We start from the raw sequence: 14,375 nt of genomic DNA on the forward strand, positions 1-14,375 counted from the left end.
ACAGGTTGCAGGGCAGGACGTTCGGCTTCTTCCCCTTCCCGGAGACAGATTCCATGATCAACAAGATCGCACGCTCGGTCGCCGATGCCATGGCCGGCATCCAGGACGGCGCCACGGTGCTGATCGGGGGCTTCGGCACCGCCGGCATTCCCAACGAACTCATCGACGGCCTGATCGAGCAGGGCGCCCGCGAGCTGACGGTGGTCAACAACAACGCCGGCAACGGCGAGACCGGCCTGGCCGCGCTGCTCAAGGCCGGCCGCGTGCGCAAGATCATCTGCAGCTTTCCGCGCCAGGCCGACAGCCAGGTGTTCGACGGTCTCTATCGCTCCGGCAAGCTCGAGCTCGAACTGGTGCCCCAAGGCAACCTGGCCGAGCGCATCCGCGCCGCCGGCGCGGGCATCGGCGCCTTCTTCTGCCCGACCGGCTTCGGCACGCAACTGGCAGGCGACCGCGAGACGCGCGACATCGACGGCAAGCCCTACGTGCTGGAGTACCCGATCCGCGGCGACGTCGCGCTCATCAAGGCCGAGCAGGGCGACCGCTGGGGCAACCTGGTCTACCGCAAGGCGGCGCGCAACTTCGGTCCGGTGATGGCGATGGCTGCCGAGCGCACCATCGCCACGGTGCACGACATCGTCGAGCTCGGCGCGATGGACCCCGAGAACATCGTCACCCCGGGCATCTTCGTCCACAGCATCGTCAAGATCGACCGCGTGGTCACGCAAGCCGGCGGCTTCAAGAAGGCAGCATGACCATGAGTACCTACATCCGCCGCACCAAGGACCAGCTCGCCGCCCGTGTCGCCCAGGACATCTTCGACGGTGCCGTCGTCAACCTCGGCATCGGCCAGCCGACGCTGGTCGCGAACCACCTGCCGGCCGGCCGCGAGGTCATCCTGCACAGCGAGAACGGCATCCTCGGCATGGGCCCCGCACCCGCCGCGGGCGCGGAGGACTACGACCTGATCAACGCCGGCAAGCAGCCCGTGACGCTGCTGCCGGGCGGTGCCTTCTTCCACCACGCCGACAGCTTCGCGATGATGCGCGGCGGCCACCTCGACATCTGCGTGCTCGGCGCCTTCCAGGTCTCGGCCACCGGCGACCTCGCGAACTGGAGCACCGGCGAGGAAGGGGCCATCCCCGCGGTCGGCGGCGCCATGGACCTGGCCGTCGGCGCCAGGCAGACCTGGGTCATGATGGATCTGCTGACCAAGAAGGGCGAGAGCAAGATCGTCGCGCAGTGCAGCTATCCGCTGACCGGCCTCGGTTGCGTGAAGCGGGTGTATTCCGATCTTGCTACCCTCGAATGCACGCCCTCGGGCCTGAAGCTGATCGACAAGGTCGAGGGCCTCGGCCACGCGGAACTGGAACAACTGGTCGGCCTGCCGATCGCCATCTGAACCACGGAGACTTCACCATGAGCAATCAAGCCTTCATCTGCGACGCCGTTCGCACGCCCTTCGGCCGCTACGGCGGATCGTTGTCCAGTGTGCGCACCGACGACCTCGGCGCGGTGCCGCTGCGGGCGCTGATGGCGCGCAACAAGAACGTCGACTGGCAGGCAGTCAGCGACGTGCTCTACGGCTGCGCCAACCAGGCCGGCGAGGACAACCGCAACGTCGCGCGCATGGCGGCGCTGCTCGCGGGCCTGCCGATCGAAGTCGGCGGCGGCACGATCAACCGCCTGTGCGGCTCGGGGCTCGATGCCGTGGGCACGGCGGCGCGCGCCATCAAGGCCGGCGAGTCCGGGCTGATGATCGCCGGCGGCGTCGAGAGCATGAGCCGCGCGCCCTTCGTGATGCCGAAGGCCGAGAGCGCCTTCAGCCGCAACAACGCGGTCTACGACACCACCATCGGCTGGCGTTTCGTCAACAAGCTCATGAAGGCGCAGTACGGCGTCGACTCGATGCCCGAGACCGCCGAAAACGTCGCCACCGACTACAAGATCGAGCGCGAGGCGCAGGACCGCATGGCGCTGGCCTCGCAGCAGCGCGCCGTGGCGGCGCAGAAGTCGGGCTTCTTCGACAGCGAGATCGTGCCGGTGAGCGTGGCGCAGAAGAAGGGCGACCCGATCCTGGTCGACAAGGACGAGCATCCGCGCGAGACCAGCCTGGAATCGCTGGCCAAGCTCAAGGGCGTGGTGCGCCCCGACGGCACCGTGACCGCCGGCAATGCCAGCGGCGTCAACGACGGCGCGGTGGCGCTGCTGCTGGCCGACGAGGCCAGCGCGGCAAAGCACGGCCTGACGCCGCGCGCCCGCGTGGTCGGCATGGCGACCGCCGGCGTGGCGCCGCGCGTCATGGGCATCGGCCCGGCGCCGGCGACCCAGAAGGTGCTGCAGCTCACCGGCCTGAAGCTCGACCAGATCGACGTGATCGAACTCAACGAGGCCTTCGCCGCGCAGGGCCTGGCCGTGCTGCGCCTGCTCGGCCTGAAGGACGACGATGCGCGCGTCAACATCAACGGCGGTGCCATCGCCCTGGGCCATCCGCTGGGCGCCAGCGGTGCGCGGCTCGCGACCACCGCGGTCAACCAGCTGCACAAGGGCGGCGGCCGCTATGCGCTGTGCACGATGTGCATCGGCGTCGGCCAGGGCATCGCTGTGATTCTCGAACGCGTCTGAGCGCGTTCACCCTCGGGCCGCGCCGGTGTGCGGCCCGCTTTGAAATCCGAAAGGCAAGATGAGTCAACAAGAAGCCGCCCTGGTCACGGGCGGCAGCTCCGGCATTGGCCGGGCCACCTGCGAAGCACTGCTCGCGCAAGGACGCACAGTCGTCAATCTCGACTACAAGAAGCCTGATTGGAACCATGAGAATCTCGTCTCTTTCCAGGCCGATCTGACGCAGGAAGGGGAAACGCAGGCGATCGCGCGGAAGATCACGTCGACCTACGCCGTCACGGCGCTGGTCAACAACGCCGGCGCCACGCGCCCCGGCACGATCGACACGGCGACCATGGCCGACCTCGACTACGTCGTCGGTCTGCATTTCAAGGCCAGCATGATCCTGATCCAGGCGGCGCTGCCGGCGTTGCGCGCATCGGGCCGAGGCCGGATCGTGAACGTGTCGTCCCGCGCCGCGCTGGGCAAGCCCGAGCGCATCGTGTACTCGGCCACCAAGGCCGGACTGATCGGCCTCACGCGCACGCTGGCGATGGAACTCGGCGGCGACGGCATCACCGTCAATGCGGTCGCGCCAGGGCCGATCGCGACGGAACTTTTTCGCCAGAGCAATCCCGAAGGGGCACCGCAGACGCGGCGCATCATCGACAGCATCGTCGTGAAGCGCCTGGGCACAGCGGACGACGTGGCCCGCGCCACGATGTTCTTCCTTTCGCCCGACAACGGATTCGTCACCGGCCAGGTGCTCTACGTCTGCGGCGGCACCACGCTGGGCGTCGCACCGGTCTGAGCCGAATGCCGTCCTTTTCGATTCAATTTTTTCCCAGGCTTTCCATGTCCCGTTTCCCTTCCGATGCCGCGCCCAAGCGCCGCACCTTCGTCCTCGCCACCGCGGCCGCAACCGCGGCCGTGTCGCTGGCGCCCTTCGCCGCCTTGGCGCAGGCCCAGTTTCCCGCCAAGCCCATCACGATCATCGTGCCCTTCTCGGCCGGCGGAACCACCGACATCCTGGCTCGCGTGATCGGCCAGTACATGGGGCGCGACCTCGGCCAGACGGTGGTGGTGGACAACCGCGCCGGCGCCGGCGGCAACATCGGCGGCCAGGCCGCGGCACGGGCACCGGCCGATGGCTACACGCTGTTCATGGGCACCGTCGGCACGCACGCCATCAACCAGAGCCTCTACCGGAAGATGCCCTTCGATCCGATCAAGGACTTCGCGCCGCTTTCGCGCGTCGCCATGGTGCCGAACCTGCTGGTGGCCAATCCGTCGCAGCCGTTCAAGAACGTGAAGGAAATGATCGCCTTCGCCAAGGCCAACCCCGGCAAGATCAACTTCGGTTCATCGGGCAATGGCAGTTCCATCCACCTGTCGGGCGAGCTCTTCAAGCAGATGGCCGGCGTCGACATGCAGCACGTGCCGTACCGCGGCAGCGCGCCCGCGGTGTCGGATCTGCTGGGCGGCCAGATCTCGGTCATGTTCGACAACATGCCTTCCGCCATCCCGCACGTGAAGGGCGGCAAGCTCCGAGCCCTCGCGGTGACCACCGCCAAGCGCTCGCCGGCGCTGCCCGACGTGCCGACCATCGCCGAAGCCGGCGTGCCGGGCTACGAAGCCACCTCGTGGTTCGGCTTGCTGGCACCGGCCGGCACGCCGGCACCGGTGGTCGCCAAGCTCAATGCGTCCATCCTCAAGGCCCTGGCCGACCCGGAAGTGAAGAAGAAGCTGGCCGAGCAGGGCGCCGAACCGCATGGCGAGAAGCCGGAGCAGTTCGCGGCCTTCATCGAGAGCGAGACCGTCAAGTGGGGCAAGGTCGTGAAGGAGTCGGGCGCTAGCCTCGACTAGCCTGCCAGACAAGGGTCGCGGCCGCGAGGTCTTCGAGCGCGCTGCCGACGGCCTTGAAGACCGTGCGCTCTTCGGCGGTGCGGCGACCCTGCCGCTCCTGCCCGCAAAGCTGCGCCAGCGTTCCCTGGATCGTCTCCAGCGACACGGCGCCCGCGGCGATGGCGTCGAGCAGGTCTCCGGCCTTGGTCGGGGCTTCGTCGGTGTCGACATACACGCGGGCGCCGGCGAAGCAGGCCGCGTCGGCCTCTTTCATCGCCGGCGTGAAGCTGCCGATCAGGTCGAGGTGCGAGCCCGGCGCCAGCCATTCGCCATGAATCAGCGGTTCGGTCGCGAGCGTTGCGCAGCAGACGATGTCGGCCGCGCGGACCGCCTTCTCGAGGTCGTCGACCGCCTCGGCCTGCCAGCCGCCCCGCCGCCATTCCTCGGCCAGGGCGCGGGCGCCCTCCGGGCGGTGGTTCCAGACCTTGACCGCGCGGATTGGCCTCACGTTCGCATGGGCCGCCGGCAGCAGGCGCGCCACGCGCCCGGTGCCGAGCACCAGCAGCGTCGACGCCTCGTCGCGGGCGAGGAAGGATGCGCCCAGCGCCGAAGCGGCGGCGGTCCGGTGGGCCGTGATCTCGTTGCCGTCCAGCTGCGCCAGCGGCACGCCCGTGTGGGCGTCGTAGAGCACGTAGGTCGCATGCAATCCGGGCAGGCCGCGCGCGCTGTTGCCCGGAAAGATGTTGATGGTCTTGATGCCGAGGAAGCCGGCCTCGCTCCACGCCGGCATGATCAGCACGGTGCCGCGGTCGGCGCCGGCCGCCACCGCGTGCACGTGGCGCGGCGGCACCGTCGCCTCGCTCGCGAAGGCCGCGCGCAGGGCCGGGACGAGGCGCTCGAAATTCAGCTGGGCACGGGTCTGGTCGGCGTCGAGGATGAGCATGGCGGGCGTTGGGATGCGGCGTGGACAATGTAGCGCTCACGCACCCCCATTTCCCCCGCCTTGAATCTCCCGATCATCACCGACCCGCATTTCTATGCGGTCGCCGTTCCGGCCGTGCTGCTGCTCGGCGTCAGCAAGAGCGGCTTCGGCGCCGGCTTCGGCTCCCTCGCGGTCCCGTTCATGGCCCTGGTGGTGAGCGTGCCGCAGGCGGCGGCCATCCTGATGCCGGTGCTGCTGCTGATGGACCTGCTGGGCCTCGCCGGCTTCCGCCGCGACTTCGATCGCCGGCTGCTGCGCTTCCTGATTCCCTATGGCCTGGCGGGCACGGTGATCGGCGCCCTTCTTTTCAGTGTGCTGCCGGCGCACACGGTGGCTGGCATCGTCGGCGTCTTCACGCTGCTCTTTCTCGCCCAGCGCCTGCTGTTCCCGCCGCGTGCGGGCGATCCGCCGCCCTCCAGGGCGGGCGGCGCCGTACTGACCACCCTCAGCGGCTTCACCAGCTTCATCGCGCACGCGGGCGGGCCGCCGGTCAACGCCTACGTGATTCCGCTGCGGCTCGGACCCGTGGTCTATACGGCGACCATGGCCTATTTCTTCTTCGTCGTGAACCTGAGCAAATGGGTGCCCTATGCCTGGCTCGGTCTGCTGGACTGGCGCAACATGGCGACTTCGCTGGTGCTGCTGCCGATCGCACCAGTGGGCGTGTGGGTGGGCATTCGCATCGCGCGGCGCATTGACCCGGTCTGGTTCTACCGCTTCGTCTACCTTGGCATGCTGCTGACCGGGCTCAAGCTGAGCTGGGATGGCTTCATAGCATAGAAAAGCCCCCAGGGCCGCAGGCCGCCTTGGGGCGGCCCGGCGCCGGCCTGAGGGAAAACGATGTAAGGCAAAGCTCTACGATTGCCGCGCCCGTCGGCCATGGGCAGAATTTCGGCATGCCCGAAACCTCGATGTCGCCCGCAGCCCTGCAGGATCAAGAGCTCCAGAGCCTGGCGACCGAGTGGCGCATGCGTGCGATGCAGGGAGACCAACTGGCCCACCGCATGGCGCAGGCGCTCGAAGCCGAGCAGCGCCGCCGCATCCGCGACTCGGGCCTGCAGGTCCTGGCGCCCGCCGCTTCTCCGATGCCGGGACCCTGGTGGAAGTTCTGGTGAGCCGCGGCGCCGGCGGCGTGCCATTCACGGAACGCTTCTAGCCTTCGGCCTGCCGTCGGCCTCCGCCGGGACGCCCGGCGACTGGTGATACACCTTCTGCAGCAGCCGGATCAGCGTCTCGCGCTCGCGCGCCGTCAGGCGGGCGCTGGTGTCGGCTTCGAGCTGCATCACGGTCTGCTCGGCCTCGCGCACCAGTTGCTCGCCGGCCGGCGTCAGGTACAGGCCGATGGCGCGGCCGTCGTGCGGATGGGGCCGGCGCTCGATCAGGCCGCGGGCGTCCATCGCAGCGATCAGGCTCACCAGGTTGGGCGGCAGGATGTCGAGCGTCGAGCACAGCTGGCGCGAGGTCGCGCCCGGGTTGTGCGCGAGCAGCGACAGCACCGAGAAGTCCACCTGCTTGAGCCCGTAGACCGCCATTCGCTCGGCAAAGACCTGGCTGACGATCAGCCATGCGCGGCGCGCGTTGTAGCCGACGAAAGTCTCGAGCACCCGCGTGTCGAGACGGTCGGACCGCGGCGCCGGGTGGTGCACGGCGGATGGGGTTTTCTTGTGCGGGACTGCCATGGCGCGAGCGTAACTGCTCGGCGGCCCGGCGTGTGTCGCTCAGGCGGAAACCTGTGGCGCAACGACGGCTTCGCAGGCCCGCTTGACGATGCCGAGCCGCATCTCGAACTCCGGCAGCACCCAGCGGCGGAAGGCCGCTTCGGGCGCCGACCAGCGGGCGGGGTCGGGCGCGGTGCGTCCGATGCGGGCCCAGGCCCAGGCCAGCAGCGCGAGCATGACCACCCGCAGGTAGTCGTCCGCCACTTCGAAGGGCAGGGAGGCATTGGCCTGCGAAGCCATGGCGACGGTGGTCGTGAGGTAGCGCAGTTGCGCCAGGCGGCGCTGCACGTCGGCATCGATGTCGCGCGCGGCGTCGAGTTCGTCGCGCAGCTCGATCAGGAGGCCCGACATGCCGGTGCCGCCGTCGGCCAGCACCTTGCGCACCAGCAGGTCGATCGCCTGGATCTCGTTGGTGCCCTCGTAGATCATGGTCACGCGCGAGTCGCGCACCACCTGCTCGATGCCCCATTCGCGCACGTAGCCATGGCCGCCGAAGACCTGCAGGCATTCGCTGGCGCCGTGGAAAGCCTGCTGCGTGCAGGCCGCCTTGAGCACCGGCGTGACCAGCGCGCACCAGCGCTGCGCGCGCTCCCGCGCCTTCGGATCGAGGTCGTGGCGCGCGACGTCGAGCTGCATGGCCGTGCGATAGGCGATCACGCGGGCGCCGTCGATCCAGGCGCGCTGCGTGTCGAGGATGCGGCGGATCGCCGGATGCTCGGCCACCAGGTCTGCGGTCTCGCTGCCGCGGCTCGCCGGCGTCGGGCCGGGCGCGCGCATCTGGCGCCGTTCATGGGCGTAGGCATCGGCCTTCTGCCAGGCGGCGTCGAGCAGTCCGATGCCCTGCAGCGCCACATGCAGCCGCGCCGCATTCATCATCACGAACATCGCCGCCAACCCGCGGTTGGGCTCGCCGATCAGCCAGCCGGTGGCATCGTCGAAGCGCATCACGCAAGTCGAGCTGCCGTGCAGGCCCATCTTTTCCTCGATGCGCTCGCAGTGCACCGCATTGCGCGACCCGTCGGGCAGCAGCTTGGGCACCAGCACCAGCGACAGCCCCTTGGGACCGGCCGGCGCATCGGGCATCCGGCACAGCACCAGGTGCACGATGTTGTCCGTGAGGTCGTGCTCGCCGCCCGAGATGAAGATCTTGCCGCCCGCGACGCGGAAGCTGCCGTCGGCCTGCGCCGCCGCGCGGGTGCGCACCTGACCCAGGTCGCTGCCGGCATGGGCTTCGGTCAGGCACATGGTGGCCAGCCATTCGCCGGTGGCGATCTTCGACAGATAGCGCTGCTTCAGCTCGTCGCTGCCGTGGTGCTTGAGGCATTCGTAGGCGCCATGCAGCAGCCCCGGGGCCATCGTGAGGCCGTGGTTGGCGGCGCTGAGCCATTCGAACAGGACGGCCTCGAGCACCGCCGGCAGGCCCTGGCCGCCGTCTTCGGGCGCGGCGGAGAGCGCGGGCCAGCCGCCGTCGACGAAGGCCCGGTAGGCTTCGCGGAAGCCCGGCGGCGTGACGACGCTGCCGTCGGCGAAGCGGCAGCCGATTTCGTCGCCGCCGCGGTTGGGCGGCGCGACGACTTCGGCGACGAACCTGCCGGCTTCGTCGAGCACCTGCGCCTGCAGGTCCTGGTCGAACTCTGCGAACGCGGGCAGCGCGCTCAGGCGCGGCACGGTGCCGAGCACCGTGTCCAGGATGAGGCGCACTTCGTCGGGGCGGGGGATGTAGTTCATGTCGTGTCGTCGGGCCGGCGCCCGTTCGCAGCGCCTCAGGATTCGGCCGTGAAGCCGATCTTCTTGACCAATGGACCCCAGCGCTCGTACTCGCTCTGGATCGACTTCTTCATTTCTTCGGGCGTGGATCCTTGGGCCACCAGGCCGACCGAGAAGAGGCCTTCGATGATCGCAGGGTCCTTGAGCGCGGTGGTGATCGCGGCGTTGGCGGCCTTGATCACCTCCGGCGGGGTCTTCGCGGGCGTGATGAAGCCGAACCATTCCTCGGCCACGATCTCGGGGAAGCCCTGCTCGGCGAAGGTCGGCACGTCCGGCAGGTAGGGCGCCCGCGTGGTCCCCGAGGTGGCGAGCACGCGCAGCTTGCCGGCCTTGGCGAACGGCAGGTAGTCGCCGGCGGGGGTCATGCTCGATGCGATCTGGCCGCCGACCACGTCGTTCACCGCCGGCAGCGAGCCGCGGTAGGGGATGTGCTTGAGCTCGGTGCCGCTGTTGAGGCCCAGCAGCGCGCCCAGGAAGTGCGGCGTCGAGCCCGCGCCCGGCGAACCGTAGCTGGCCTCCTTCGGGTTGGCCTTGGCCCAGGCGATGTAGTCCTTCAGCGTCTTCACGCTCGCCGGCACCATCGGGCCCACGGCCAGGCCGTGCGTCATGACGGCGCCGATGGAGATCGGCGCGAAGTCGCCGATCGCGTAGTTGAGCTTGCTGTAGATGTGCGGGTAGGTCGACAGCGCCGAGGCCTGGCAGACCGCCAGCACCGAGCCGTCGGCCGGTGAGGTCTTGAGCGCCTCGAGCGCGATGCGCCCGCCGGCGCCGGGCCGGTTGTCGACCACCGCGGCGTTCTTCGTGAAGGCGCTGTTGCCGAGCTTGTCGCCGACCCGCCGGGCCACGCTGTCGCCGGCGCTGCCGGCCGGGAAGCCATAGAGGATCTTCACCTGGTTGAGGGCTTCCGCCGCGAGGGCGGCGAGCGGATGCAGCGCGCCGAGGGCGGCGGTGCCGCCGAGGGCCTGGACGAAGAGGCGTCGGGTGGTCATGGTCTTTGTCTCCTGTGGGATGCTGATGTCTTCAGCGCGGCGCCATGCGCAGCGCCCCGTCGAGCCGGATCACTTCGCCGTTGAGGTGGCCGTTGGTCACGATGTGGCAGGCCAGCTCGGCGAATTCCGAAGGCTTGCCCAGGCGCGGCGGGAACGGGATCGAGGCCGCCAGCGACTGCTGGATCGGTTCGGGCAGGCTCTTCAGTAGCGGCGTGGCGAACAGGCCCGGCGCGATGGTGCAGACGCGGATGCCGTGCTGCGCGAGGTCGCGCGCCATCGGCAGGGTCATGCCGACCAGGCCGCCCTTCGAGGCGCTGTACGCCTGCTGGCCGACCTGGCCGTCGAAGGCCGCGACCGAGGCGGTGAACAGCATCACGCCACGCTCGCCGCCTTCGAGCGGATCGAGCTTGGCGCAGCGCGCCGCATAGAGCCGGCTGATGTTGTAGGCGCCCACCAGGTTGACGTTGACCACGCGCACGAAGTCTTCGAGCGGCGCGGCATTGCCGTCCTTGCCGACGATGCGCTTGGCGGTGCCGATGCCGGCGACGTTCATCAGGATGCGCGCCGGACCGTGCGCGGCCTCGGCCTTGTCGAGCGCGGCCGTGACGCTGGCTTCCTGCGTGATGTCGCAGACGCAGGCGATGCCGCCGATTTCGGCCGCGACCTTTTCGGCCAGCTGCGCGTTGACGTCGAGCACGGCGACCTTGGCGCCGAGCCGGGCCAGTTCGCGCGCGGTGGCTTCGCCGAGGCCGGAGGCGCCTCCGGTGACGAGTGCGGCTTGTCCTTGGATGTTCATGGTCTTTGTCTCCTGGCTGGGTTTATCGGGGCTTGATCGTGAAGGGCAGCGTGTCGGCGTGCAGGGCCTCGGCCAGCGCGGCGCGGTGCTTGAGCACGGCGCGCTGGTTGATCGAGCCCTTGTCGGTCACTTCGCCCTTGTCGATCGACGGCGGTTCGAACACCAGGTGCGCGCGCGCGATGCGATTGGCGCTGCCGGTGCTGGAGGCGGCCAGCGTGTCGAGCAGTTGCTGAAACCAGGCCTGCACCGGGCCGCTCTCGACCACCTGCTGCAACGGCGCGTCCGGCGCCAGGCCCGCGAGCGTGCGCACGGCCTGGGTCGAGAAGATCAAGGCGCCCACTTCCTTCAGGTTGATGCCGGTCAGCACCACGTCCTGCACGTACGGCGCGCCGGCCGCGATGATCTTCGCCCGCAGCGGGCCGACGCTCACGAAGGTGCCGGTCGCGAGCTTGAAGTCCTCGGCGATCCGGCCGTCGAAGCGCAGGCCGCGGTGGATGTCGGCCTCGTCGATCCACTGGACCGCGTCGCCGGTGCACAGGAAACCCTCCTCGTCGAAGGCCTCGCGGGTGGCTTCCGGCGCGCGCCAGTAGCCGGGCGTGACGTTGGGGCCGCGGTAGCGCACCTCGGTCTTGCCGTCGACCTCGACCAGCTTGAGCACCATGCCCGGCGTCGGCACGCCGACGTCGCCGGCGCGCACGTCGGGGCTGTTGATGAACATCGCCGACGGGCCCGATTCGGTCATGCCGAGGCCGGTCGCCATCACGATGCGCTCGCCGATCTCGGCCTCCTGGATCGCATGCAGCAGGTCCCACACGGGCTGCGCCAGGCCGGCGCCCGAATAGAAGAACATCCGCACCCGCGACAGCAGCGTCTTGCGCAGCAGCGCATCGCTCTGCATCGCCTGGGCGATCGCCTCGAAGCCCGTCGGCACATTGAAGTACACGGTCGGCGCGATCTCGCGCAGGTTGCGCAGCGTCTCGCCCATCAGCGCGGGCGTCGGCTTGCCGTCATCGATGTAGAGCGTGCCGCCGTGGTAGATCGTGATGCCGACGTTGTGGTTGCTGCCGAAGGTGTGGTTCCACGGCAGCCAGTCGACCAGCACCGGCGGCTGTTCGGCCAGCGCGGGCATCGACTGCGCGATCTGCACCTGGTTGGCGCACCACATGCGTTGCGTGTTGATCACCGCCTTGGGCATCTTGGTCGAGCCCGAGGTGAACAGGAACTTGGTGATCGTGTCCGGCCCGGTGGCCGCCATCGCGGCATCGACCGCCGCGGTCGCCGGCGTGGCCAGCAGGCTGTCGAAGGAGGTGATGCTGCGGCCGGCGAGCTCGGGCGCTGCGCCGTCGCCGCCGTGGCCGCGCTGCAGCACCACCTCGACATCGGCCGGCACCACCGCGGCGATGGCGCGGCCGAAGCGCTGCGCGTCGCTCGCGAACACCAGGCCCGGCGTCAGCGTGTCGAAGACGTGGCGCAGCTTGTCGTAATCCTGGCTGACCGTGGAGTAGGCCGGCGACACCGGGCAGTAGGGAATGCCGGCATAGATGCAGCCGAGCGACAGCAGCGCATGCTCGAGGCTGTTCTCGCTGAGGATCATCACCGGCCGCTCGGGGCCGAGGCCGCGGTCGAGAAGCGCCTGGCCGATGCGGCGCGCGCCCTGCACCGCGTCCGCATAGCTCAGGTGCTGCCAGTCGCCGGTGCCGCCGTCGGGGAGTTGCGCGCGGCGCGCCATGAAGCTGCGCTGCGGCGCGACCTGCGCCCAGTGCATCATCCGGTCGGTGATGCGCTCGGCGAAGTCGTTCAGGGGCTCGGTGGCCTGCAGGTAGCGCACGCCGGCCGCGCCTTCGCGCAGGCTCACATGGCTGACGCCGAAGGTCAGCGGACGGTAGCGCGGCGGGGTGGTGCGGTGGTCTTGCAGCATGGGGTCCTCGGTCAGTCCTTGCGCACCTTGGCGGCCTTGCCGTCGAGGAAGGCCCGCACACGCTCCTTGGCCTCGGGCGCGCTTTGCGCGATGCCGGACATCAGCGCCTCGGTGAAGAAGCCGTGGTCGGCCGGCTGCTCGGCGATGCGGGGCAGCGCGTGCATCAGCGCGTAGTTGGTCAGTGGCGCGTTGGTCGCCACGCGCTTCGCGAGCTCCAGCGCCTTGTCGAAGGCCGTGCCCTCGGGCACCAGGTACTGGGCGAAGCCGGCGCGCTCGCCGTCCTCGGCGTTGTAGACCCGGCCGGTCATCATCATGTCGGTCATGCGCGCAGCGCCGATCAGCTTGGGGATGCGCACCGAGCCGCCGCCGCCGACGAAGATGCCGCGCGAGCCTTCGGGCAGCGCATAGAAAGTGCTGCTGTCGGCCACGCGGATGTGGCAGGCGCTCGCGAGTTCGAGCCCGCCGCCGACCACCGCGCCGTGCAGCGCCGCGATCACCGGCACCGGGCCGTACTGCACCAGGTCGAGCGCCGCATGCCACATGCGCGAGTGCTGCATGCCCTGGCCGGCGTCGCGCTCCTGGAGTTCGGACAGATCCAGGCCGGCACAGAAGTGCGGACCCTCGCCGTCGATCACCGCGGCACGCACCGTGGAGGGCAGCTGTTCGAAGGTGTCGCGCAACGCCAGGATCAGCGCGTCGGACAGCGCGTTGCGTTTGGCGCCGCGCGTGAGGCGGATGACGGCGATGTCATCCTGGAGTTCGAGATGGAGGTCGGTGGAGGTCATGATTGCATTCCGGAATAGTTTCGATTATGGTTATGAAAAATAATCAATTCAAGCCGCGCGACGGTGTAGCGGCATAGGATTTACCCTAGCACCTGGAGACCACGCCATGGACCATCGGAACCTGATCGCGATCGACACCCACACGCACGCCGAGGTGAGCTGCTGGAACCCCTTCGACAACTACGGCGAGGAATATGACCGCGCCGCCGACAAGTACTTCAAGTCGAGCCGCCGCCCGACCATCCAGGAAAGCGTCGACTACTACCGCGAGCGCAAGATCGGCCTGGTGATGTTCATGGTCGATGCGGAGTCGAACATGGGCCGTCGCCGCATTCCGAACGAGGAGATCGCCGAGGCCGCGCAGAAGAACTCGGACATCATGATCGCCTTCGCCAGCATCGACCCGCACAAGGGCAAGATGGGGGCGCGGGAAGCGCGGCGGCTGATCGAGGAATACGGCGTCAAGGGCTTCAAGTTCCATCCCACGGTGCAGGGCTACCACCCCTACGACAAGATGGCCTGGCCGATCTACGAGGTGATCAACGAATACGGCCTGCCGGCGGTGTTCCACACCGGCCACAGCGGCATCGGTTCGGGCATGCGCTGCGGCGGGGGCCTCCGACTCGAGTACAGCAATCCGATGCACCTGGACGACGTCGCGATCGACTTCCCCGACATGCAGATCGTGATGGCGCACCCGAGCTTCCCGTGGCAGGACGAGGCGCTCAGCGTGGCGACCCACAAGCCCAATGTCTGGATCGACCTGTCGGGCTGGAGCCCCAAGTACTTTCCGAAGCAGCTGGTGCAGTACGCCAACACGCTGCTGAAGGACCGCGTGCTGTTCGCGAGCGACTATCCGCTGATCACGCCCGACCGCTGGCTCAAGGATTTCGAGGACGCCGGCTTCAAGCCCGAGGTGATGCCCGGCATCCTGAAGGGCAATGCGGTGCGGCTGCTGAAGCTCGACCAGTAGC

Annotated in this window: 15 protein-coding genes; 8 read left to right on the forward strand and 7 right to left on the reverse strand. The window is 69.0% G+C overall.

The window, feature by feature from the left end:
• Positions 1–53: 53 nt before the first annotated feature.
• The 5 genes from AB4Z46_RS11970 to AB4Z46_RS11990 are packed head-to-tail and all read left to right on the forward strand — an operon-like array spanning position 54 to position 4,467.
• Positions 54–755 carry a 3-oxoacid CoA-transferase subunit A gene (locus tag AB4Z46_RS11970; RefSeq protein ID WP_442283709.1) on the forward strand — a complete coding sequence of 234 codons (702 nt, stop codon included), beginning with the start codon at positions 54–56 and terminating at the stop codon, positions 753–755.
• A complete protein-coding gene (locus AB4Z46_RS11975; protein ID WP_442283710.1) occupies positions 752–1,402 on the forward strand; it encodes a 3-oxoacid CoA-transferase subunit B in 651 nt (216 codons plus the stop codon). The genes AB4Z46_RS11970 and AB4Z46_RS11975 overlap by 4 nt, the downstream gene beginning before the upstream one ends.
• A gap of 17 nt (positions 1,403–1,419) precedes the next feature.
• On the forward strand, positions 1,420–2,625 hold the full coding sequence (gene pcaF, locus AB4Z46_RS11980; protein ID WP_442283711.1) for a 3-oxoadipyl-CoA thiolase: 1,206 nt from the start codon (positions 1,420–1,422) through the stop codon (positions 2,623–2,625).
• A 58-nt stretch (positions 2,626–2,683) separates the two neighbouring features.
• Entirely contained in the window at positions 2,684–3,412 is a 729-nt protein-coding gene (locus AB4Z46_RS11985; RefSeq protein WP_442283712.1) for an SDR family NAD(P)-dependent oxidoreductase, read from the forward strand.
• A 44-nt stretch (positions 3,413–3,456) separates the two neighbouring features.
• Entirely contained in the window at positions 3,457–4,467 is a 1,011-nt protein-coding gene (locus tag AB4Z46_RS11990; RefSeq protein WP_442283713.1) for a Bug family tripartite tricarboxylate transporter substrate binding protein, read from the forward strand.
• On the opposite strand, the gene AB4Z46_RS11995 is transcribed toward AB4Z46_RS11990, so the two are convergent.
• Positions 4,454–5,389, reverse strand: coding sequence for an ornithine cyclodeaminase family protein (locus AB4Z46_RS11995; RefSeq protein ID WP_442283714.1), 936 nt, complete (start codon positions 5,387–5,389; stop codon positions 4,454–4,456). The two genes, AB4Z46_RS11990 and AB4Z46_RS11995, sit on opposite strands and share 14 nt — an antisense overlap.
• A 60-nt stretch (positions 5,390–5,449) precedes the next feature.
• On the opposite strand from AB4Z46_RS11995, the gene AB4Z46_RS12000 reads away from it, so the two are divergent.
• Positions 5,450–6,208: a sulfite exporter TauE/SafE family protein gene (locus AB4Z46_RS12000; protein WP_442283715.1), complete on the forward strand. Its 759-nt coding sequence runs from the start codon at positions 5,450–5,452 to the stop codon at positions 6,206–6,208.
• Between the two features lie 116 nt (positions 6,209–6,324).
• Entirely contained in the window at positions 6,325–6,543 is a 219-nt protein-coding gene (locus AB4Z46_RS12005; protein WP_442283716.1) for a hypothetical protein, read from the forward strand.
• A gap of 24 nt (positions 6,544–6,567) precedes the next feature.
• Here the strand turns inward: AB4Z46_RS12005 and AB4Z46_RS12010 are convergent, their stop codons facing one another.
• The 6 genes from AB4Z46_RS12010 to AB4Z46_RS12035 are packed head-to-tail and all read right to left on the reverse strand — an operon-like array spanning position 6,568 to position 13,401.
• Positions 6,568–7,107: a MarR family winged helix-turn-helix transcriptional regulator gene (locus AB4Z46_RS12010; RefSeq protein WP_442283717.1), complete on the reverse strand. Its 540-nt coding sequence runs from the start codon at positions 7,105–7,107 to the stop codon at positions 6,568–6,570.
• A 39-nt stretch (positions 7,108–7,146) separates the two neighbouring features.
• Positions 7,147–8,874: an acyl-CoA dehydrogenase family protein gene (locus AB4Z46_RS12015; protein WP_442283718.1), complete on the reverse strand. Its 1,728-nt coding sequence runs from the start codon at positions 8,872–8,874 to the stop codon at positions 7,147–7,149.
• Between the two features lie 35 nt (positions 8,875–8,909).
• Positions 8,910–9,902: a Bug family tripartite tricarboxylate transporter substrate binding protein gene (locus AB4Z46_RS12020; protein WP_442283719.1), complete on the reverse strand. Its 993-nt coding sequence runs from the start codon at positions 9,900–9,902 to the stop codon at positions 8,910–8,912.
• A gap of 31 nt (positions 9,903–9,933) precedes the next feature.
• The gene (locus AB4Z46_RS12025) at positions 9,934–10,698 is read right to left on the reverse strand and encodes an SDR family NAD(P)-dependent oxidoreductase (RefSeq protein WP_442283720.1); all 765 of its coding nucleotides are present in this window, start codon (positions 10,696–10,698) and stop codon (positions 9,934–9,936) included.
• 22 nt (positions 10,699–10,720) lie between these two features.
• Complete coding sequence (locus AB4Z46_RS12030; RefSeq protein WP_442283721.1) at positions 10,721–12,616, reverse strand: feruloyl-CoA synthase; 1,896 nt, start codon at positions 12,614–12,616, stop codon at positions 10,721–10,723.
• Between the two features lie 11 nt (positions 12,617–12,627).
• Positions 12,628–13,401 carry a crotonase/enoyl-CoA hydratase family protein gene (locus AB4Z46_RS12035; protein WP_442283722.1) on the reverse strand — a complete coding sequence of 258 codons (774 nt, stop codon included), beginning with the start codon at positions 13,399–13,401 and terminating at the stop codon, positions 12,628–12,630.
• Positions 13,402–13,507: 106 nt separating this feature from the next.
• On the opposite strand from AB4Z46_RS12035, the gene AB4Z46_RS12040 reads away from it, so the two are divergent.
• Positions 13,508–14,374 carry an amidohydrolase family protein gene (locus AB4Z46_RS12040; protein WP_442283723.1) on the forward strand — a complete coding sequence of 289 codons (867 nt, stop codon included), beginning with the start codon at positions 13,508–13,510 and terminating at the stop codon, positions 14,372–14,374.
• Position 14,375: the final 1 nt, after the last annotated feature.

Origin of the sequence: Variovorax sp. M-6 (assembly GCF_052114385.1) — a bacterium.
Classification (GTDB): domain Bacteria; phylum Pseudomonadota; class Gammaproteobacteria; order Burkholderiales; family Burkholderiaceae_C; genus Variovorax.